The organism is Pseudarthrobacter sp. Pseusp20 (genome assembly GCF_059492155.1).
Window position 1 is genome coordinate 170694 of the sequence record NZ_CP168521.1, and the last position, 20213, is coordinate 190906.

A 20213-nucleotide genomic window follows, 5' to 3' on the forward strand; every position below is an offset into this window, starting at 1 on the left:
GGGGGAGCACGGTGGGCTACAGCACAGCAGACGTCACCGCGGTCGTTCCGGCCCGCAACGCGGAGCAGCTGCTTCCGCGCTGTCTGGAAGCCTTGCGTCAGTCCGGTGTCGCGGAAATCATCGTGGTGGACGGGTTGTCCACCGACCGCACGGTCGAAATTGCCCGCGCTGCCGGCGCCCGGATCCTTAGTGACGAGGGCCGCGGCCTGCCCTGGGCCCGCACGCTTGGCGTCCAGAACAGCACCACCCGGTGGGTCCTGCTGGTGGATGCCGACGTCGTGTTCGGAGCCACCGGCGTCGCAGACCTGCTCATTGAGTTGGTGGAAGACGGATATGACGCCCTCCAGGCAGGCCTTGAAAGCGTCGCAGGACCCGGCTACTGGGGCCAGGCGCTGGCACATCACCATCGCACCGGACGCAGCCGCAACTGGTTCGGACTCGTCGCCACGCTCGTAGACCGGGACCTGATGTTGGGCCTCGGTTTCGACGACGCATTCAAGTCGGGCGAGGACATCGAACTGCGGTGGCGGATGCGGCAGTCAGGGATGAAGACCGGGGTGTCGCAGCGGGTCATGGTCGAACACCGGTTTGCCGCCGACGACTTCGACTTCGCGCTTGACCAGTTCCTCATGGACGGTACGGGACTGGGCCGGATGGTCCGGAAGCACGGCTGGGGCGGCGCACGATTGGCGCTCCTGCCCGCCGCCGCCGCCGTTCGGGGAAGCGCTTTGAGCCTCGCCTCCGGCCAGCCTAAATGGCTTCGCTATTACATCGCCTTCTGCTGGTACAACTACGCGGGTATGGCGAGGGGTTTAGGTCGTGACGGCTGAACGGGAGATCGCTCCAACGGAGGCCCCACCCGTCGTCCGGCATTCCCCCCTGCGCAGCTCGCTTGGACTCGTCCTGGCCAAGGCTGCGCAGACGGGCACGGGTTTCGCATTCTGGGTCGTCGCCGCGCACGCGGCGATAGACCGTGAGGTTGGGTTGACCACTGCTGCGGTTTCGGCGGTGATGATCTGCACCCAGCTTGCGGTGCTGGGCACCGGTTCGGCCGTCATCGTCTCGGTGGGGCGGGGGGAGCCGCCGGCCCGGGTGCTGGACGCGGCGTTTGGCATCGTGGGGGTGGCAGGGACCGTGCTGGCCCTGGGCTACCTCGTGCTGGAGTTGTTCGTGGCGCCGAACACGGCCCCGATGTCGGTTCTCTTCTGGTTGACGTTCGTGGTGGCTGCCGTCACGGGAACCATGTGCACGGTGCTGGACCAGGCGCTCGTCGCGTTGGGACGCGGCAGCAGCGCAACACTGAGGTACACACTGGGCGGCATGGTCTCCCTTGGGGCCACGGCGTTGGTGGCGTTGCAGGCGGCCCACGCGGCTACGGCCGATGTGCTGATGGCCTGCTGGACCCTCGGTTCGGCCGTCTCGTGCATCATCGGTGGCGTCCAGCTGCGGAGATTGGTGGGCTATCGGCCACGGCCGTCCCTGCATCCCGGGCGCGGACGTTCATTGCTGAAAATGGGCATTCCAAACCAGCTCCTCACCCTCACCGAACGCGCCCCGGGACTGGTGCTGCCGCTCCTGCTTGCGCACTTGGTATCGCCGGAGGTGGCGGCCTACTGGTATCCCGCATGGATGATGGCCTGGGCTGCCTACACAGCTCCGATGCTTATAGGCATTGTCCAATTCTCCGAGGGAGTCCGTGAACCGGGCCGCCTGGCGGCCACCACCTGGGCAAGTTTCCGCTGGTCCCTCATAGTCGGTGGCCTAGCTGCGATGGTCCTCATCGTCTTTGCCCACCCGCTGCTCCATCTGCTCGGCGACAGGTACGCCAATGCATCCACCGGCACCCTGCGGTTGTTGGCCGCGGGAGTGGTGGCCTATGCAGTGCTGCAGGCCTACAACTCCGTCTGCCGGGTGCTCGGCCGCTATACAGAGTCGATCATCGTCGGGGTGACACTTGGCGCCGCGCTCTGCGTCTCGGCGCTCCTGGGCGCCGACAGTGGCTCCAGCGCCATGGCCCTTGCGTGGCTGGTAGTGCTCTCCGCCGGGGCCCTGGTCATCGGACTGCGGCTCATCGCAATTCTCCACCGCACCAAAAAGGAGGCATCATGACCAGCACGCTCAAGGAGGCCATCCACCGTCCCCAGGCGCGCTGGAAAACCAGGGATGTCTGGTGCGCCGCAGCGGGGGCGGTGTCGCTCGCACTTGCAGCGTGGGCCGCCTCCACCGTGGCACTTCCTGTGAACAGCGACCTTGGACTGGTCGGTGTGCTGCCCTACCCGTTCTGGGTGGGGGTCCTGATTCTCAACATCGCCTTCGTCGTGGCACTGCGCGGGGATGCCGCGGGCCCTGCACGCAGCCCGGTGATGCTGTGGCTCCTCGTGGTACTGGTGCTCATACTCTTCGGCGCCGCTGTCTTCGTGACGGACGTACCGCGCGGTGAAGTGGCGTTCCGCCACCTGGGCATCGCCGACGCGATGTCGCGCAATGTGGCCATCGATCCCAACATCGATGCGTACTTCAACTGGCCGGGATTCTTTGCCCTCCTGGCGACCGTGCTCGGAACGGCCGGCCTCGACCCCGTGAGCGTTGCCCTGTGGGCACCGGTGTTCAACGTGGGCCTGTGGCTCGTCGCCGTGGCCGTGGTGACACGGTACCTGATCAGCGATCCGCGCCGGCGCTGGCTGGTGCTCTGGCTCTTCTGCCTCGGCAACTGGCAGGACCAGGACTACCTCTCCCCCCAGGCCTTCGGCTTCTTCCTCTACCTGGTTGTGGTGGCCCTGGCACTGGGGCCGCTGGCAACGGAGCCTTCCCACTTCCGCGGGTTCCGGCGCGCCGACCTGGCAGCATGGTGGCGGGGCCGGTCCCCGGCCGAACCCCATCCGGGGCGCCGGATTGGCGCCCTGGCGGTAACCCTCCTGCTGATCGTGGTCATTTGCGCGAGCCACCAGCTCACGCCGTTCATGGTGCTGATCGCCCTCACCGCCCTTACCCTGAGCGGACGTCTCTGGCCCAGCAGGCTGCCCCTGATCGCCGGCGTCGTACTGGTGCTCTGGCTTGTTTTTCCTGCAAGCACGTACCTCGCAGGCCATCCGCCGCTGGCGGACGCGGGCCTGCAGACCGCCATCGAAGCAAATGTCGTCGACCGCACCAACGGGACCCCTGGACATCTGCTCGTGGTGCAGGTCCGAATGGGCCTCACCCTCCTGCTCTGGGCCCTCGCCGCCGTTGGAACGTTCCGCGACTGGCGCAGGGGGCGCCTTGACATCCGCGTGCTCCTCCTGGCCGTCGCCCCGTTCCTGCTCTTTCCCGCGCAGTCCTACGGCGGGGAAATGCTCATCCGCGTGTCACTGTTCGCGCTCCCCTTCGTTGCGATGCAGGCGTCATCGGTCCTGCTTCCCGGAAACGTGGGATACCGGCCTTCCTTCCGTGCTGCGGGAGCCCTTGTCCTCACCTGCATCCTGTTCGCCGTCATGACCGTGACAGGCCGTTTTGGCAACGCGCAATATGACGTCTTTACCGATGACGAGATGGCCGCCATCGCCGCCGTGGACCACATGGCGCCGCCCGGCTCTTCGATTATCTCGGCTGACCATCCCACACCGTGGCGCAACCAGGACTACCTGGAGCACCGATACCGGACCATTGAGGACCTCTGTCCCGCCGACCTGTCGGCCGAAACCTGCGGCCCCCTCATCTACGGTTACGCCAGGCACAATGCCGCCGGCGCCTACCTGCTGCTCCTGCGCTCATCGGAGTCGAGCCTGATCATCCAGGGCCAGACCACCGCCACGGGCCTCGGGGAGCTCGAGGACTGGCTTGATACGCAGGTCGGCGTGGAGCTCGCGTACAGCAATGCCGACGCACGCGTATACCGGGTGGGGCCATGACCGGCCGCGGAGTGAGCCGGCCCACCCTGGCGCTGGGGGTTGCCGCGGTGGTACTGGCCCTGGTCACGCTGGTCGGGTTGCCGACACCGCTGCAGACGGTCGCCGCCATAGCCATCCTTATCCTGCTCCCGGGCCAGGCACTGGCCCGGCTTATCCCGATTACCGACGTCCCGCTTGGCGTGCTGCTCGTCCTGGGACTGGGCCTGGCCACACTCACCGCAGTGTCCACGGCCATGTTCTACCTCACGCTGTGGTCGTGGCAGGCATGCGTCGTGACAATGGCCGTCATTACTGTCCTCGCATGCTTGGCGCGGGCACGTCAGGAGGTCGCATCATGATGGATCTGGCAGGAGTGCTGGCAGCTGCCGTGCTGCTCATCACCCTCGTAACCCTCGAGGTCCGGCGGCTTGGACCCGGCAGGTCAACCACCGCACCAAGCACTGGATCAAGCACTGGGCAACCGGCAGCAGCGCCGGTTCCCCACAGCCAGTCCAGGAACAGCAGGATCGTCGTCGGCGTCATGTGGGCAGCCTTCCTGCTCCTTCTCTTCCCCCGCGTCCTTGGACTGCTTACGTGAACCTGGGGCGCGGGGCGCGATGGTTGCTCGTCAGCGACCTCCATCTGGACGTCACTGACGACGATCCCCGGAACCCCGGCAGGGTACTGCCGGGGTTCCTCCACCGCGAGGTGCCCGCCGCCCCGGGCATGCAGCAACACCTTGTCTTCGTTGGTGACACTTTTGAACTCACAGGCCTGTCCGAGAACGAGAGCCTGGCCCGGCTTGACTCCATCTTCGAACGGCACCCGGCCACTCTCCGGGCCCTCGAGGCGTGCGTGGCGCGCGGGGTGCAGCTGCACTTCGTATGCGGGAACCATGATGTGGAGTTGGCCCGCCCATCGGTGGCCGCACGGCTGGCGGCGCTGCTGGCACCCGATGATCCCACGCGGGTCCGGGTGCACCCGTGGTTCCTCTATGTCCCCTCCGTGCTGATGGCCGAGCATGGACACCTGCATCACGCGCTGCACCGGATACCCGAGGTGCTGCGCACCGCCGTCAACGGCACTGACGGGCTGGATCTGCCGCCCCTCGCCGCCTGGCATGCCCATCCCACGCGGTCGCGCCTCAGTCGTGCCGGAGCTGTTGCCCAGGCCTGTTTGGCCTCGGAACGGGCGGAACGGCGCGTCCGCGGCCCGGCCTATGACGAGCTGCTCCAGACCGAGTCGCAGCGGCTCGCGCTCAACGGGACGGCAGTGCGGGAACTTGCACGCCTGTCCCGGTTCCGGACGGTGTCAGCGCTTCCCCTTACCGCGACCCGCATGGTGCTTGCTGCCACTGGACGCAATATCAGTGGCGGGCAAGCTCCTGCGGCGGCAGCCCGGGTGGCGGGCATTCTTGAAGCGCACGGTTCCGAAGTGGCCTGGTACATCTCGGCCCACACGCACCGCGCCCTTGAATCACGGCTGGAAGGTTCTCCAACCCGGTACATCAACACCGGCACCTGGTCGTCGGACGTCCGCGGCCAAGGTCCGGATCAGTTGGACCGCCAGGTCTTTCCCTACGCGCTGATCGATGTCGCCGACGACGGGGGCACCAGCGGCGGATTGCGGTACTGGCACCCGGACGCCGGCTGACCCCACTGCCGCAGCCCCTGAACGCAGCGCTTGTGCCGGGTTCGATTCAACCTCCACATTAGGAAAGACCTCTTAGTCGTTGGCTCTGTTTGGTTGCCACCAACGTTAAGAGGTCTTTCCCATGGACGGGACGGGCAGCGTCCTGGCTAGGTGTTCACCCTCACTGGACTTCCCGCCAGACTGCGCCTTGGGGAATTTCACTGCCCAACTGGGTTGTGGAGCTGTGCGCCAGCCGGCGGCCGCGGAGGTAGCCGGCGGAGGTGAAGGCCAATACCGCAAGGACGGATCCTGCCCGTCCCAGTCCCATGGGATTGTCGCCCCGACTCCAATCGCGGATTCCAGAGAACACGGCGCGCGGCAGTGTGCTGCGGACATACCGCCGTTCGGGACCGAGGGCCCGTTTGTGCCCCACGACGTGGCTGACCTGTGCCTTGGAGAGGCCCTCCGACCAGGACCTGGAAAGCATGTAGCGCACAGTCCCACGTTCCTGCGGGACGTGATGCCGGACCAAGGCAGCAGGTTCGTAAACGATCCGGGAACCGGGTGCGCCCATGGTGGAGCGGATGCAGATCTCGGTCTCCTCGCAGCCAAGCGGCAAATTGCCTTGCCTGCCCAGCGCGATGTTGAAGCCACCAACCTGCCGGAGGACGTCGAGCCTGAAGGACATGTTTGCCCCAATGAGGTTCCGGACTTCGGAGGCAACCGTCGGCATTCCGCGGTGGCTGCATCCAACGATCCAGTCGAGTTCTTCACCGAAGTAGCCTGGGCGGCCCTGGTCCCATACAGGTTCGACGCGGCCGCCAACGGCCAGCACGTCGGGATCGTCGTAGAGGACAAGCAGGCGTTCCAGCCAGTTTGGCGTCGCCACCGCATCATCATCCAGGAAGGCCACGATGTCCCCCTCTGCGAGTCCGACGCCCGTGTTGCGTGCCCCTGAAAGCCCCGGAGGGCCTTCGCTCTCCACCACTGTCACGTCGTCGACAATTTCGAGGAGCCGACCGTAGAGGTCCTCATTATGGTCCACGACCACCAGGATCTCCTGGGGGGCGACAGTTTGGGCGCGGACGGACTCGATCACGTCCAGCAAAAGCTCCCAACGGCGTTCGGTGTAGGCACAAATCACGATCGACACACTTGGACGGACAATTCGATCCAGCATGCTAAGCCCCCTGAACCAATGCAAGGATGCTCTGCGGGTCGGTTGGCGTCCGCGGAACGCTGACGTTGGCGTAGGCGTACTTGACCCGGCGCAGGGCTTCGGGCCGGGCGCCGGCCGTGGGTGCCTCCCACATGGTGCATTCGTGGGCCAGCTTCCGCAGGACCCGCCACCCATCACGGAAGGTCTGCAGGTTGGAGGCTCCCGAAATCCGGTCAAGCTCAATGCTGGGGACTTCCGCAATCCGGAGGCCAGCCCGTGCTGCCCGGACGATCAGTTCAGTTTCGATTTCGAATCCGTCTGATTCGAGTTGCAGGATCTCAAGGCATTCACGCCGAAACGCAATATATCCGTAGCAGAGATCGGAGTAATTGCTGTGCAGCACCGCGTTGGCCAACTTGGTCAGCGCCTGGTTGCCGGCTTTCCGCAGGCGCGTGAGGTCCTCGGAGCCCCCACCGGTGACATGCCGGGAGCCCTTGACGAAGTCGTAGTCATGTTGCAGCGGGGAAACGAACCACCCGATCTCCTGCGGGTCCATGCTGCCGTCCGCGTCAAGCATGACAATAATGTCGCCTGAGGCGGCAGCGAACCCTGAGCGTAGGGCCACACCTTTCCCCTTGCGGGGCTCATTGACGATGACGAGATTGTCGCGGACCGCCTGGGCTACTCCCACAGTGTTGTCGGTGGACCGGCCGTCCACGATGATGACCTCATCAACGTAGGACGGCATCCTGCGCAGGACCCACGGAATGTTCCTGGCTTCGTTCAGTGTTGGAATGACGACGCTGACGGAGGCCTTACCGGGCTCCGTGCCCTGCATCGCAAGAGTAATTGGGAGCTGGATGGAAATGGACAAATACCTCACCACTTCATGACGTTTGCGGATAGTTAACAACGAACCCGCCCGCTTGGAAGCCGAGCGCGTCTTTGACGCTTTATCCGGTCATGGGTCTGGTCTCGGGCCCCAGCTCTCGTTAGCCTTTGACTCTGGCCGTGGAGAAAGCCTATTTCCACCCCTTTCGAGTGTCACCAGTAGCGAGTACTCAGTTTCTGAAGTCATATTTACTGCGATAAGGCAAGTACGGGGATTACGGGTGCAGGGTGATATTAGGTATAGGGGTTATTGTCTGCCGCGCGTTTTTAAGTACGGGGGTTATCATGCCGCCCTTCGTGGTTCATGCGATGGGGTGGCGCCGATACTGCCGCCAATACCGCAATCGCCAGGCCCTGCAAGGCCCCAGCGTTCGCCGGGCCGGCCTTCAGCCACGCGGCCGGGACCTTGAGCAATTGTGGATCTAATCTTGATGCAATCCAGCGCAAATTTGTGTGGTGCCATGTTTAGTGGCGCGTTATATTCGCTTGTAGCGGCCTACGCGTTGGGGAGCGCGGCCACCATTTGAACCGGCAGTACAAAATGCGGTCTCCTTCTTCGATGATTGGGGACCCCATGCCGCTTGTGGGCCGAAACAAAGAAATTGACCGGATTCTTTCTGCGATCCGTGGCCCCAAGGAAACAGCCTTGGCCATCGTCGGCGGCCGGGGCATAGGCAAGTCAGCCCTGTTGTCCGAAATTTCCTCTCTCTGCGAATACCGGTCCGTGTTCCTGGCCGCCAGCGCCGCTGAATCGGGCTGGCCCTTTTCCGGGCTGACTGCGCTGCTGAATGAGATGGATGACCCGGTCCTGAACGGGTCCGTCGACGCCCTCCGGGGTGGCAACGCCGGTGCCCTGACCGTTCCCGCTGTGTCCGGCATGCTGCTCAGCGGACTGCAGCGCCGGTCGTCAACGCGGACCATCATTGCGATTGACGACGCCGACAGCCTGGATCCGGCCAGTCAAGCAGTCATTGGATTCCTGGCACGGCGACTGGCCGGCACGGAAATTGTCCTGTTTGCGGGCATGCGGGACGAGGTCCCCGGAAGCCCCTTCACCGGCCTCCCCGCCCTGCGCCTGGGTGCGCTGAGCCAGGGTGACACCATGCGGATGCTGGAAAGCATGCCAACCAAACAGACCACGACGGCGGTGGCCCACGCGGTTGCCGCAGCCACCGGCGGCAACCCGCTTGCCGCCGTCGAACTGTACAGCGGGCTGGTGGAGAGGCACGCCGGCGGCAAGTGCGCACTGCCCATCCCGCTGTCCTCCACGAGCAGCCTTGACGCTGGACACGCATCAGCGGTGGCCGCTCTGACCCCCGGCGCGAGCATGGTCCTGGACCTGCTTGCGCTCTCGTTCCGCAGTGACATCACCACTATCGGGAAAATCGACCATGAAGCGTGGCTCCACGCAGATGAATTGGTGGCTGCCGGACTGGTGCAGCGATCCGGACAACACCTGTGGATAGCGGACCAGATGCTGCGGGGCCATGTGCACGCGGCCATGCCACCTGACGTCCGCACCGCAACCCACCGCGCCCTGGCTGAAGCAGCACGGGGCACCGATCGGCATGCCCGCAGCTGGCACTTGAGCTTCGCGGTGGTCTTGGAGCACGAAACTCCCTTCCACCTTCTCCGTCACGCGGTGCACCTGGTCCGGAGGGGCGAGGTGTCCTTCGCGGTGGAGTGCATCGAGCGGGCCCTCGCCATCAACCCGGGCGAAGCGGAGACGGCGGCACGCCTCACCGGGCTGGCCGAGCTGCTCTTCACCCGCGGTGATCTGGTGCATGCGCGCCGGTACCTGGAGTGGGCGCAAGGGGTCACCCGCGACCCCAACTTGATTCTGCGGTTGACCGGCCTCTCCTTCGAGATCGATTTCGTCCAGGGCGTTGCGGTGCGCTGCAGCATGCTGCAGCGGCTGGTAAAGGAGTTTGGCCAGCACGATCCGGGGTATTCCGCTGCCCTGCTGGCCATCGCCGCCGTCTATTATGCCGAGCGGTGGGAACTGAAAGAGGCAGTTGAGCTGCTGCGCCAGGGCGGCGCGTTCCGCGGCTCCGCGTCCTTGCAGTGCCTGGCCATCGCCGACCATGCCGAACTGCTGGTCGAATCGATCAGCGGCGGAAGGGCAAACCCCTCCCGCCGCCCCGGGCAGGTCCGCAGCGCCCGGCCGGCCCGCCTCCTGCTGCGCGGCCGGGCGCTCACCTATGCGGAACAGTACGAAAGCGCCCGTGAAGCCTTCGCGATGCTCCGCAGCTCCACAGAACCGGACCACGCCAACTGGCGGGAAACAGCAGCCCTCACGGCAGTAGACAATGAGATCCGCGCCGGGAATGTGGCAGCGGCGGTCAGGCTGATCGACGAACTCGAGCTCTGCCAACCTGACCTGGAGTACCACCGGGGAGCCCGGCACCTGTTCCGGGTTTGGCGTGCCTACTCGTTGGGCGATGACGAACTCGCGCGTAACCAGGCCGCCAATGCCCTGGACTATCTGCGATCGGGAAACCACCCTGGGCTCACGGCACAGCTGGCGGCCTGCCATGGCCACTTCGCACTCCTGCGGGGTGACCTGGCGGAGTCCGTTGTCCAGTTGTCCAGGGCCGCGGAAATCGGTCTGGGGCTGGGCAACCCCACCCTGCTGCGCTGTGAGGCCGACCTGGTGGAGGTACTGGTCCGTCTTGGCCGGCACCGTGAAGCCACCCAGGCTCTTCAACGCCTGGAAAGCCGTTCGGCGGGGTTGCGCTCTCCGTGGCTGGTCATGGTGGTTGCCCGGAGCCGCGCCATGCTTGCGGACGGCGAGCAGTCCCTGCAGCTCTTCAAGCAGGCGCTTGAAGACAGGAACGGTCACAGACTTGAGCGGGGCAGGACCCGGATGTGCTATGCGGAACGTTTGCATGGCTTCGGCAGGCTGCGCCACGCGCGGGAGGCCTTGCTCCGGGCCAAGGTGATGTTTGACGAGGCCGGGGCTGATGCCTGGACGCAGCACGTGGACGCCCTCCTGCTGGACGAACGGTGGGAGGCCGCCCGCCCGCAGGGCAACCCGTCAATGCTCTTGCTCACGGACCATGAGAGGGCGCTGGCGATGATGGTGTCCCGGGGGATGCGCAACAAGGAAATAGCCGGCACATTGTATGTTTCGGTCCGCACCGTCGAAGTACGCCTCACGGCCATCTACCGCAAGCTCGGCGTTGAGTCCCGCGCACAGCTGACTGCCCTGGCCGCCGGCAAGGCAACTCCGGCTGCGGAGCCGTACGTCCTGCCCGTCCTGTGATCCACAGGTCCCCGCAGTTTCCACATAGTCCCTGTTCCGAACCACATAGCCTTCGGTGTCCAGCCGGAAAGTGTGCCCTTGGCGAATAGCCTTGTCCCACGTTCAGAGGACGTCACGCGCCGGGAAAGGTACAGCATGGACCGGATTCCAGTAACGACACCCCGGCAGGCTGCTGCCGGAGCCGTCACGTGAGCGAACTGATCCTGATAGGTGCCAGCGGCCTGGCGCGTGAAGTCCTGGCCATGGTCCGCGGCAGCGGCCAGTATGACGTGGTTGGGCTGCTCGATGATGACAGGGAGATGGCCGGCGTCACCGTCGATGGTGCCCCCGTCCTTGGCAGCATTGATGATGCAGTCAACTACATGCACGCCTTCCTCCTGGTGTGCATTGCGTCCAGCAGGGAACGCGAAGCGGTGGTGTCGCATCTGGGCACCCTGGGGATCGGCGAGTCGAGGTACGCCAGTGCGGTGGATCCTTCCGTCCAGTACCCGGAAGGCTGCCGTGTGGGCCGCGGCAGCATCCTGCTGCGCAACGTAACCCTCACTGCCGCCGTGAGCCTGGGATCCCACGTGGTTGCCATGCCCTCCGTCACGTTCTCGTACGACGACGATGTCTCCGACTTTGCGACCTTCGCCGCGGGCGTCTCACTGGGCGGCGGCGCCAGGATAGGCAAGGGCGCCTACCTCGGATTGAATTCGAGCGTCCGGGAGAGGACATCCGTGGGAGACTACGCGACCATCGGCATGGGCGCGGCCGTTCTCAGCAATGTTCCCGACGGCGAAACGTGGGTAGGGGTGCCTGCCCACCAAATTGACCATGGTGGGTTCAACTACGGCTGGATCCGTTAGGGGTGTGCCCCCGCCGGCAAGGCCGCCGTCCGGAAGAACAGCTCCGTCACCGCGGCCAGGCGGTGTGGATCCTCAATTCCGCACAGCTCCCGGGCCGAGTGCATGGACAGCAGGGGCACGCCCACGTCCACGGTCCGGATGCCCAGCCGGGTCGCGGTGAGCGGCCCGATGGTGGAACCGCAGGGCACCACGTTGTTGGACACGAATTCCTGGTAGGGAACGCCTGCTTCGCCGCAGAGCCGCGCCCAGAATGCGGCGCCGAACGCGTCCGTGGCGTAGCGCTGGTTGGCATTGATCTTCAGCAGCGGCCCGCCGTTCAGCACGGGATGGTTGGCGGGGTCGTGCCGCTCGGGATAGTTGGGGTGCACGGCGTGGCCGGCATCGGCAGAGAGGCAGAACGACGCCGACAAGGCCTGCCGCCGTTGGCTCACCGTCGCGCCCAGGCCGTCGGAGATGCGCACCAGCACGTCCTCGAGGATAGGCCCGCAGGCCCCTGAGCGGGAGTTGGAGCCGATTTCCTCGTGGTCGAAGGCGGCAAGGACCGCAATCGGGCCGCCGGCGGCTGCGGACTCCGCATGGGCGGTCAGCGCTGCCAGTCCGGCATGCGTGGCGGAAAGGTTGTCCAGCCGCCCTGATGCGAAGAACTCCCCCTTGCCCCCGAAAACCGCAGGCGCCTGCGTGTCCGCAATGACGACGTCGTACCCGCCAATCTGCCCCGGATCGACGGATGCGCCGGCAACCGACGCCGCCAGCACGCCCAGCAGGTCGGAGTCTGAAGGACTTCCCAGCCCCCAGACGGGGTTCATGTGGCGCTGTTTGTCCAGGGTGAGGCCATCGTTCACGGCCCGGTCCAGGTGGATGGCCAGCTGCGGGAAGCGGAGCAGCGGCCCGGTGGCCGTGAGGTGCTCGGTGCCATCGAGCATCACCAGCCGGCCCGCCAGCCGCAGCTCCCGGTCCAGCCAGGAATTCAGCAGGGGGCCGCCGTAGATTTCCACCCCGGCCTGGAGCCAGCCGTGCGCACCCGTGGTGGGCTTGGGCTTGAGCTTGAACGACGGCGAATCGGTGTGCGCGCCCAGGATGTTGAAACCCGTGGCGGGTCCCGCGTCTTCGGGGACCACCCAGGCGATCAGGGCGCCGTCGCGGATGATGAAGAAGGAACCGGGCCCGGCCTCCCACGGCTGCAGCTCATCCAGGCGGGTGAACCCGGCTTCCTCCAGGCGCCGGCCCCCCTCATGCGCAGCGTGGAAGCTCGACGGCGATGCGCTGACATAGGCGCCAAGGTCCTGGATGTGGTCTGCAGCAGAGGGAGGCAAAGGCATGGTCCCGAGTCTAGCGCCGCGCCTACTCGACAGGTGCCGGCGCAGCCTCGGTTGCCACGTCCGGCTGGCCCGCGGCGGCCACGCCCTTCCGCCGGTAGCGCAGCACGCCCACCGCCACCACAACGGCTGCCAGTGCAATCGAAAGCAGCAGGGACTCCCGGGTGGACTCCACGATCACCATGCCGATCAGCAGGGCCACGATGCTGATGATCGCTGCCCACGTGAGGTAGGGGAAAAGCCACATCTTCAGCTGCAGGTCCTTTGCTGCGGCTCCCATGCGCTTGCGGAGGACCAGCTGCGAGGCGGAAATGACCAGCCAGACGAACAATGCGATGGCTCCGGAGGTGTTGACCAGGAAGAGGAACACCGTGTCCGGGGCAATGTAGTTCAGGCCCACGGTGACGAAGCCGACCACGGTGGAGGCGAGTACGGCGGCAGCGGGTACGCCGCGGCGGGAGATACGGGTCCATGCCCGCGGTGCGTCACCGCGGGTGGAGAGTGAGAACAGCATGCGGCTGGCGGTGTAGAGGCCGGAGTTCAGGCAGGACAGCACAGAGGTCAGCACCACCACGTCCATGATGGTTCCGGCGCCCGGGATGCCGAACAGTTCGATGACCGCTACGTAGGGGCTCTTGGCCACCGAGGCCGAGTTCCACGGAAGCAGGGTGACCACCACGGCGATGGAGCCGATGTAGAAGACCAGGATGCGCCATACGGTGGACTTCACGGCCTTCTTCACGGCATCCACGGGGTTTTCTGATTCGCCGGCGGCGATGGTGGCGATTTCGGCGCCGAAGAAGGAGAAGACCACCACGAGGATTCCGGCCAGGACAGCGCCCGGACCGTTGGGCATGAAGCCGCCGTTGTTGATCAGGTTGCTCAGGCCGGGGGCTGGGACACCGGGGATGAGCCCCAGGATGGCGGCGGCACCGAAGACCAGGAAGAGGACGATCGCCGCCACCTTGATGGACGCGAACCAGAACTCGAACTCGCCGTAGGACTTCACCGAGCCGAGGTTGGTGAGCGTCAGCAGCACCATGAGGACAAGGGCCCAGACCCACTGGTCAATGCCCGGCACCCACCGGTGCATGATGGCCGCGCCTGCAGTGGCCTCGATGCCCAGGACGATGATCCAGAACCACGCGTAGAGCCAGCCGATGCTGAACCCTGCCCAACGGCCCAGTGCCTTGTCCGCATAGGTCGAGAATGAGCCCGTTTCCGGGTTTGCCGCGGCCATCTCCCCCAGCATGCGCATGACCAGGATGACCACCAGTCCCGCGGCAGCATAGGCGACGAGGATACCCGGGCCGGCCTGCTGGATGGCGGCACCCGAGCCGACAAAGAGGCCTGCACCAATGACGCCGGCGATGGCGATCATGGACAGGTGCCTGGGTTTCAGGGACTTTGAAAGTTGCTGGTCAGCATGCATGGAAGCGCCGTCCTGTTGGGAAAATAGCATGGGTTGAGCGACGTGCCTTGGTGGACCACCGGGGGACCGTGTGATGCACCACATCGTCGTTTCACCCTAGGTCGGCCATTATGCACCTTGCTTTGTGCACTCCAACAGACCTGGTTGCTCCCAACAGGACGTGCCTCCAAGCAGGAACCACCACGGGCAAAGAAAGTTTCCCGCCATGCACTTTTGTAATGTGCCGGAAACCACGCGCCGTCCCTCTCGCCGGGGGCGTCAGCAGTGGTTGGCCGCTAAACGTCCCGCCGCTTCAACAGGACTGCCGCAAGCAGGACGGGGATAATGACCCAGGCGCCAAGGACGAGTGCCGCCTGCCAGGCTTCCAGGGTGTCCGGAACATGCTGGGCCGCCGTCAGCGGATCAACGGTATTGCCTGGCAGGTACTTGCGGGCCTCCTTGAAGAAGTCCCCGGGAATGAGCTGGAAGGCGATGGGTGCCACGAAGAAGATGCCCACCAGGCTCATGATGCCGCCGGCGGAATTCCTGATGAGAGTGCCCAGGGCCATGCCGATGGCGGCGACGGCGGCCACATAGATGCTATTGACCAGAAGGAGCTTCACCGACTGGGAACTGCCAAGGTCCAGCGTGAGGCCATAGTTGTCCAGGATGGGCACGGCCACCAGTCCTGCCACCCAGGTGGAGACGGCGGTAACCACGAATGACGTCACCATGACCACCACGAGCTTTGCAGCGAACGCGGGAAGCCGCCTGGGCACGGCCGCGAAGGTGGACCGGGCCATCCCGGTGGTGAATTCCGAACTCATCAGGAGCACACCAAGGGACCCCAGGATCAGCTGGGCGAAGGCGATGCCGGAGGTGGGCACGCTGACGGCAAGATCGCCGCCCTGCGATGCCATCCGCGCCGCGGCCTGCGGATCCCTTGTGGCCGCGTCGGCGAACTGGCCCGTCCCCCACGCGGACAGCGCGCCGAACCCGACCATGACCACCGCCGTGGAAGCGAGCAGGATCAGCGTGGAAAGGAGGCTGCGGAACTTGATGACTTCCGAGTTGAGCACCCGGAAGAACGTGGGGCCGGGCAGGGCCCGTCCACCGGCACGGGGGCTGCGGCCCCCGGCGGAGGATGCGGGGTCAGGCGAAGACGTGGGTTCGGTGGTGGTTACGCTCATTACTTGCTTACCTCCGCGGCGGGCAGGGAGTGGTATTCGACGTCGTCCTTGGTCAGTTCCATGTACGCCTCCTCGAGGCTGGCGACGAGCGGCGTCAGTTCGTAGACCATGACGTGGTTTTCCAGGGCGGCCGCCGCGATGGTCCTGGGCTCCAGGCCCGTTACTTCGAGCAGTTCCCGCTCCGGGACGTCGATGGACGCGCCCCGTCCGGCGAGCAGCTGGTAGAGACGGTCGGGTTCGTCGGTACGCACCCGGACCCGTGCCTGCCCCTTGCCGGTGATGATGTCACGGATGGGTGCGTCGGCAATCACGCGGCCGCGCCCAATGACGATCAGGTGGTCGGCGGTCTGGGCCATCTCGCTCATCAGGTGGCTGGAAAGGAACACCGTGCGTCCCTGCCCTGCGAGGTAGCGGACCAGGTTCCGCACCCAGACCACACCTTCCGGGTCCAGGCCGTTGACGGGTTCATCCAGGATGAGGGTCTGCGGGTCCCCCAGCAAGGCTGCCGCTATGCCCAGCCGCTGGCCCATCCCCAGGGAGAAGCCGCCGGCCTTCTTGCGTGCCACGGCCTCCAGCCCCGTCATTTCAATCACCTCGTGCACCCGGGATTTGGGGATGCTGTGCGTGGCCGCCATGGCCAGCAGGTGGTTGTAGGCACTGCGGCTGGTGTGGACCGCCTTGGCATCGAGAAGGGCACCCACTTCGCGCAGGGGTGCCTTGTGCCGGACGTACGGCAGGCCGTTCACGGTGACCGAGCCCGACGTCGGCCGGTCCAGTCCCATGATCATCCGCATGGTGGTGGATTTTCCTGCCCCGTTGGGGCCCAGGAAGCCGGTCACTTGCCCTGCCCTGACGGTAAAGCTGACGCCGGCCACGGCGGTTTTGGCGCCGTAGACCTTGGTCAGCCCGTTTGCCTCGATCATGAAGAATCCTTTGCACGGCAGCGCGCGGCTGCAGACGACTTTCGGTGGGTGTTCATGCCTTACGCTACCGATGCCCGGGCAGCTTTTTCCCGGAATCAGGGTTGATTCAGGGGAGAATCAGGGTAGTTACTTCCCCCACGTCCACGTGGTCAGCGGCGCGGGGAGTAATACGTCAGTGCCTTCGGCTGGATCCGGTACGCGACGCTGCGCACGCCGGCCAGCGCTTCGCCATCCACCGCCAGCGCCATGGGTGCGCCTCCGGCGTCGATCCTTACCTCGGTGGCCTCCCGCAGGTGGGTGATGCGGGAGCTTGCCACTGTTCCCGTCAGCACGGACCACAGCAGCCGCAGCCGGGCAAAGGATTCGTCAGCCGTGATCATCCGGACGTCCAGCACGCCGTCATCCATCACCGGCCGGAACAAGGGCGCATGGTCCCGGGGGTAATAACGCCCCCTGCCCAGATAGGCAATCCACACCTTGCGCACAACGCCGTCCACGGACAGGGTGGTTGGGGTGCCCGCCGCAAAGGTCCTGAACATGGCCACCACCCCTGCCAGCGGCTTCCCGAGCGCCGGTTGCAGGTGTTCCCGGCGGCGGACAAAGTTCGGATAAAGGCCGACGCTGGAGGTGTTCAGCATGACCATTTCGGAGACCTCCGGGCTTCCCGCCAGGCCCCGTTCCGCCGTCACCACCCCGATGTCCGCCAGGGCCGCTTCACCTTTGCTGGCCGCATCCACTGCATCCTTCAGGCTTCCCGTCCCCGCGTCGCGCGCAAAGTGGTTCAGGGTGCCGCCGGGCAGGACCAGCAGGGGAATCGAACGTGCGACGGCGGCGGCGGCAGCTGCGCCGACCGTTCCGTCACCGCCCCACACGCCCAGGGCGCGGGTGCCAGGGAAGTCGGCGGTGGCGGCGATCCGTTGCACCAGGTCCTCGTCCGGCTGCACGGTGTTTATATGCGCTTTGGGAAATACTTCCTTGAGTGCTGACGCCGTCTCCTCCTTGAAGGATCCGCCCAAGGTGTTGACCACAATGCTCAGACCCTCGCCCCCCGGCAACTCAGGCGCACTGGTCCATGCCCTGGTCGTCTGCGGAATCGGCGGACGAACCGGCCACCAATGGCGGGTCACCAACGCAGCACCGGCACCAAGGGCCGAACCGAAGAGGACGTCCGACGGCCAGTGGGCGCCGGTGTGAACCCGCGAATAGGCGACTCCCACGGCTGCGGGAGCCAGGGCAGCACCTACGGCCGGGCGGACCAGGCCTGCCCCGACTGCGAACGCTATCGCAGACGCCGAATGCCCCGATGGCATGGAGGAACTGGTGGGCTGTGGATGCACGAAGCGGAACACCGGAAGATGTTCGGGGAGCGGGCGGGTCCGGGGGAGCAGCGTCTTGAACACCACGTTGGTCACGGCGGAGGCCACCCCCTGGGCGATCAGCCCATGCAGTGCTGCCCTCCGCGTCTTGCCGGGAAACAACGCCAGGACGGCCGCCGCTCCCATCCAGAGCTTTCCGTGGTTGGCCGAGGCGGAAAGCCGGCGGAAGAATACATCGTGGTTGCCGCCGGGCAGGTTGGATACATGCTTGAGAAGGTATCTATCGAGGCGGCTGATCCAGCTTCTCCCCCGCGGCCTGGCGCTTTGCATGTGATCACCCTAACCCAAGGTCTAGTCCCGCTTGGCGGCTTCCTGCCCGGCGGCTTCCTCGACCGCGTTAAGGGGCCTCGCGGCACCGGCAAGAAGCAGCGCCACCAAGATGGGTGCCATGATGGCCAGCAGCGCGGTGTGGATACCGGTGAGGTCACCGAGGTAGCCCAGCAGCGGTGGTCCAGCAAGGAATGATATATACCCCAAAGTGGATACAACGGAAACGCGTGCGGCTGAGTGCCGCGGGTCATCGGACGCAGCGGACATGCCCATGGGGAAAGCCAGGGCGGCGCCGACGCCCCACAGGGCGGCACCGATGCCGGCCAGCCAGATATTGGGCGCCAGCACAAAAAGGCCCAGGCCCGCGGCCGCTGCGGCCATGCTGGCCCGCAGGACTGCCACCCGTCCGTATGCGTCAATGACTCGGCCGCCCAGGAACCGCATGGCGGTCATGGCCAGGACGAAGAGGGCGAACATGAGGGCGCCGGTGGATTCGGAGGCCGCGAGCCCGTCCACTGAGGCCTTGGCGATCCAGTCGTTGCCCGCTCCCTCGGTGAGGGTGGCGCCCAGGACCACGACGCCGATGAGCAGTGTCCTGCTGTCCCGCCACGCGGACGGTCCCTTGGCGGGTTTCGGCTCCCCCTCCACGGGGGCGGTGGAGATGTGGGGAAGGAAGTAGCGTGGCACGGTCAATGCCACCAGCACCACCACGGCTGCAATCGCCATGAGATGCAGCGGCAGGTCCACACCCAGGGTGGAAAGCCCTGCACCCACCAGGGCGCCAACGAATGCGCCGCCGCTGAAGGCCGCGTGGAACTGGGGCATGATGGTGCGACGGAGCTTGTGCTCCACGTCGGCCCCTTCGATGTTCTGTGCCACATCCCAAAGGCCAATGCCAATGCCAAAGAAGAACAGCGAAACCGCTGTTCCGGGAATGGACGTGGCCGAAAGCGACAGGGCGATTCCCACACCTGCGGCCGCCGCCAGCAAGCCCGCAAAGCGAACCGTGTTGGCGGTGCCAATCCTGCCGACCACCAGGCCGGCGGTGGGAAGTGCCAGCAGTGAGCCTACGGCAGTGCACAGCAGCAGCGTGCCCATTTGCCCCGACGTGATGTGCAGCGTCTGCGTAACGGCAGGGATCCTGGCCGCCCAGCTTGCGAACACGAGTCCGTTGATCCCGAAGACCACGAACGTGGCTGCGGCGGCGGCTCTCAAGCCTGCCTGCTGTTCCTTACCTGTACTGGAGCTCATACGTACACTACTTCCACAGAGTATTTTTTAAGGTCGGCATGGTCCTGGGCGCTGAATTGCCGGTCCGTCACGATGACATCCACTTTTTCCAGGCCGGCGACGAGCACCCGGGCGCTGGCCTGCCACTTTCCCGCGGAGGCGGCCACCACCACTCGTGCCGCAGCTTCCAGGCCGGCCTTCTTCACCGCGGCATCGTCGAGGTCGTGGGCCAGCAGGCCGTCGCGGAAGTCCACTGCGCAGGGCGTGACCACCGCGGTGTCAAAACGCAGGGACCTGATGTTGGACTCGGCCAGCGGTCCGCGGAAACAGAGTTCACCGGGCACCACGCTTCCACCCGGCAGCAGCAGGGCGGGGCGGGAGCCTGCGGCACCGTCACCGCCTGCAGCCGCATTGAGGGCCTGCAGGGACATGGGCATCAGGGTCACCTGCCGGCCGGCCGCTGCCCGCGCCACTTCGGTTGCCGTGCTGCCGCTGTCCAGCCAGACGTGTTCGCCGTCGGCCAGCAGGCCGGCCACGGCAGCTGCGATGCGCTTCTTGGCATCCCGGTCCTCCAGCTCCCGCTGTCCGTAGCCCGGGTTGCGGCCGTGGCCTATCAGGCTCCTGGCGCCGCCGTGGACCCTGCGGAGCACACCGTGGCCGGCCAGTACTTCAAGGTCCCGGCGGATGGTTGCGCCAGAGGCGGCGCAGGCCTGCATCAGGTCCTCGACGCTCACCTCCGGCTGCCGCCGGAGGATTTCGGCAATGGTCCTGTGCCGCTCGTCCGTTTTCATGAGCAAATGATATCAACTCATGATCATTTGCTCATGTGGTGGCCG

General features: G+C 65.8%; 17 protein-coding genes. 8 read left to right on the forward strand and 9 right to left on the reverse strand.

What is annotated here, in order from left to right; genetic code table 11:
• Window positions 1–11: 11 nt before the first annotated feature.
• The 6 genes from ACEN9K_RS00860 to ACEN9K_RS00885 are packed head-to-tail and all read left to right on the forward strand — an operon-like array spanning window position 12 to window position 5519.
• Complete coding sequence (locus tag ACEN9K_RS00860; protein ID WP_018769839.1) at window positions 12–830, forward strand: glycosyltransferase family 2 protein; 819 nt, start codon at window positions 12–14, stop codon at window positions 828–830.
• Window positions 820–2109 (forward strand): lipopolysaccharide biosynthesis protein, encoded by a 1290-nt coding sequence (locus ACEN9K_RS00865; RefSeq protein ID WP_018769840.1) that lies wholly within the window; start codon window positions 820–822, stop codon window positions 2107–2109. The genes ACEN9K_RS00860 and ACEN9K_RS00865 overlap by 11 nt, the downstream gene beginning before the upstream one ends.
• On the forward strand, window positions 2106–3887 hold the full coding sequence (locus tag ACEN9K_RS00870) for a glycosyltransferase (RefSeq protein ID WP_134164862.1): 1782 nt from the start codon (window positions 2106–2108) through the stop codon (window positions 3885–3887). Before ACEN9K_RS00865 ends, ACEN9K_RS00870 begins: the two co-directional genes overlap by 4 nt.
• Window positions 3884–4225, forward strand: a complete 342-nt coding sequence (locus tag ACEN9K_RS00875; RefSeq protein ID WP_018769842.1) for a hypothetical protein — start codon at window positions 3884–3886, stop codon at window positions 4223–4225. Before ACEN9K_RS00870 ends, ACEN9K_RS00875 begins: the two co-directional genes overlap by 4 nt.
• On the forward strand, window positions 4222–4464 hold the full coding sequence (locus tag ACEN9K_RS00880) for a hypothetical protein (protein ID WP_018769843.1): 243 nt from the start codon (window positions 4222–4224) through the stop codon (window positions 4462–4464). The genes ACEN9K_RS00875 and ACEN9K_RS00880 overlap by 4 nt, the downstream gene beginning before the upstream one ends.
• Window positions 4461–5519, forward strand: coding sequence for a metallophosphoesterase family protein (locus tag ACEN9K_RS00885; RefSeq protein ID WP_056392361.1), 1059 nt, complete (start codon window positions 4461–4463; stop codon window positions 5517–5519). The genes ACEN9K_RS00880 and ACEN9K_RS00885 overlap by 4 nt, the downstream gene beginning before the upstream one ends.
• A 160-nt stretch (window positions 5520–5679) precedes the next feature.
• On the opposite strand, the gene ACEN9K_RS00890 is transcribed toward ACEN9K_RS00885, so the two are convergent.
• Together ACEN9K_RS00890 and ACEN9K_RS00895 are read right to left on the reverse strand one after the other, a co-directional pair.
• Window positions 5680–6651: a glycosyltransferase family 2 protein gene (locus ACEN9K_RS00890; RefSeq protein ID WP_018769845.1), complete on the reverse strand. Its 972-nt coding sequence runs from the start codon at window positions 6649–6651 to the stop codon at window positions 5680–5682.
• A gap of 28 nt (window positions 6652–6679) precedes the next feature.
• Window positions 6680–7495 (reverse strand): glycosyltransferase family 2 protein, encoded by an 816-nt coding sequence (locus tag ACEN9K_RS00895; protein ID WP_018769846.1) that lies wholly within the window; start codon window positions 7493–7495, stop codon window positions 6680–6682.
• A 627-nt stretch (window positions 7496–8122) separates the two neighbouring features.
• On the opposite strand from ACEN9K_RS00895, the gene ACEN9K_RS00900 reads away from it, so the two are divergent.
• Complete coding sequence (locus ACEN9K_RS00900) at window positions 8123–10813, forward strand: AAA family ATPase (protein ID WP_495635045.1); 2691 nt, start codon at window positions 8123–8125, stop codon at window positions 10811–10813.
• A 188-nt stretch (window positions 10814–11001) separates the two neighbouring features.
• Window positions 11002–11661 (forward strand): PglD-related sugar-binding protein, encoded by a 660-nt coding sequence (locus ACEN9K_RS00905; RefSeq protein ID WP_018769848.1) that lies wholly within the window; start codon window positions 11002–11004, stop codon window positions 11659–11661.
• Here ACEN9K_RS00905 and ACEN9K_RS00910 read toward each other — a convergent pair.
• From ACEN9K_RS00910 to ACEN9K_RS00940, 7 genes are all read right to left on the reverse strand, one after another.
• The gene (locus tag ACEN9K_RS00910; protein ID WP_056392357.1) at window positions 11658–12980 is read right to left on the reverse strand and encodes a M18 family aminopeptidase; all 1323 of its coding nucleotides are present in this window, start codon (window positions 12978–12980) and stop codon (window positions 11658–11660) included. The genes ACEN9K_RS00905 and ACEN9K_RS00910 overlap by 4 nt on opposite strands.
• 22 nt (window positions 12981–13002) lie before the next feature.
• Window positions 13003–14409 (reverse strand): amino acid permease, encoded by a 1407-nt coding sequence (locus ACEN9K_RS00915; RefSeq protein WP_018769850.1) that lies wholly within the window; start codon window positions 14407–14409, stop codon window positions 13003–13005.
• Window positions 14410–14684: 275 nt separating this feature from the next.
• Window positions 14685–15578 (reverse strand): ABC transporter permease, encoded by an 894-nt coding sequence (locus tag ACEN9K_RS00920; RefSeq protein ID WP_208324267.1) that lies wholly within the window; start codon window positions 15576–15578, stop codon window positions 14685–14687.
• Window positions 15578–16501, reverse strand: a complete 924-nt coding sequence (locus ACEN9K_RS00925) for an ABC transporter ATP-binding protein (protein WP_018769852.1) — start codon at window positions 16499–16501, stop codon at window positions 15578–15580. The genes ACEN9K_RS00920 and ACEN9K_RS00925 overlap by 1 nt, the downstream gene beginning before the upstream one ends.
• 149 nt (window positions 16502–16650) lie before the next feature.
• Window positions 16651–18147, reverse strand: a complete 1497-nt coding sequence (locus ACEN9K_RS00930; RefSeq protein WP_134164858.1) for a bifunctional phosphatase PAP2/diacylglycerol kinase family protein — start codon at window positions 18145–18147, stop codon at window positions 16651–16653.
• A gap of 21 nt (window positions 18148–18168) precedes the next feature.
• Window positions 18169–19398 carry an MFS transporter gene (locus ACEN9K_RS00935; protein ID WP_134164857.1) on the reverse strand — a complete coding sequence of 410 codons (1230 nt, stop codon included), beginning with the start codon at window positions 19396–19398 and terminating at the stop codon, window positions 18169–18171.
• Window positions 19395–20168, reverse strand: a complete 774-nt coding sequence (locus ACEN9K_RS00940; RefSeq protein ID WP_018769855.1) for a DeoR/GlpR family DNA-binding transcription regulator — start codon at window positions 20166–20168, stop codon at window positions 19395–19397. Before ACEN9K_RS00940 ends, ACEN9K_RS00935 begins: the two co-directional genes overlap by 4 nt.
• Between the last annotated feature and the right edge of the window lie 45 nt (window positions 20169–20213).

What these genes read in the sequence shown, in the direction of transcription:
- ACEN9K_RS00935 (WP_134164857.1), bottom strand. Translation starts at nt 19,398, where the DNA reads ATGAGCTCCAGTACAGGTAAGGAACAGCAGGCAGGCTTGAGAGCCGCC.
- ACEN9K_RS00895 (WP_018769846.1), bottom strand. Translation starts at nt 7,495, where the DNA reads ATGCAGGGCACGGAGCCCGGTAAGGCCTCCGTCAGCGTCGTCATTCCA.
- ACEN9K_RS00915 (WP_018769850.1), bottom strand. Translation starts at nt 14,409, where the DNA reads ATGCATGCTGACCAGCAACTTTCAAAGTCCCTGAAACCCAGGCACCTG.
- ACEN9K_RS00910 (WP_056392357.1), bottom strand. Translation starts at nt 12,980, where the DNA reads ATGCCTTTGCCTCCCTCTGCTGCAGACCACATCCAGGACCTTGGCGCC.
- ACEN9K_RS00870 (WP_134164862.1), top strand. Translation starts at nt 2,106, where the DNA reads ATGACCAGCACGCTCAAGGAGGCCATCCACCGTCCCCAGGCGCGCTGG.
- ACEN9K_RS00920 (WP_208324267.1), bottom strand. Translation starts at nt 15,578, where the DNA reads ATGAGCGTAACCACCACCGAACCCACGTCTTCGCCTGACCCCGCATCC.
- ACEN9K_RS00925 (WP_018769852.1), bottom strand. Translation starts at nt 16,501, where the DNA reads ATGATCGAGGCAAACGGGCTGACCAAGGTCTACGGCGCCAAAACCGCC.
- ACEN9K_RS00930 (WP_134164858.1), bottom strand. Translation starts at nt 18,147, where the DNA reads ATGCAAAGCGCCAGGCCGCGGGGGAGAAGCTGGATCAGCCGCCTCGAT.
- ACEN9K_RS00900 (WP_495635045.1), top strand. Translation starts at nt 8,123, where the DNA reads ATGCCGCTTGTGGGCCGAAACAAAGAAATTGACCGGATTCTTTCTGCG.
- ACEN9K_RS00880 (WP_018769843.1), top strand. Translation starts at nt 4,222, where the DNA reads ATGATGGATCTGGCAGGAGTGCTGGCAGCTGCCGTGCTGCTCATCACC.
- ACEN9K_RS00940 (WP_018769855.1), bottom strand. Translation starts at nt 20,168, where the DNA reads ATGAAAACGGACGAGCGGCACAGGACCATTGCCGAAATCCTCCGGCGG.
- ACEN9K_RS00875 (WP_018769842.1), top strand. Translation starts at nt 3,884, where the DNA reads ATGACCGGCCGCGGAGTGAGCCGGCCCACCCTGGCGCTGGGGGTTGCC.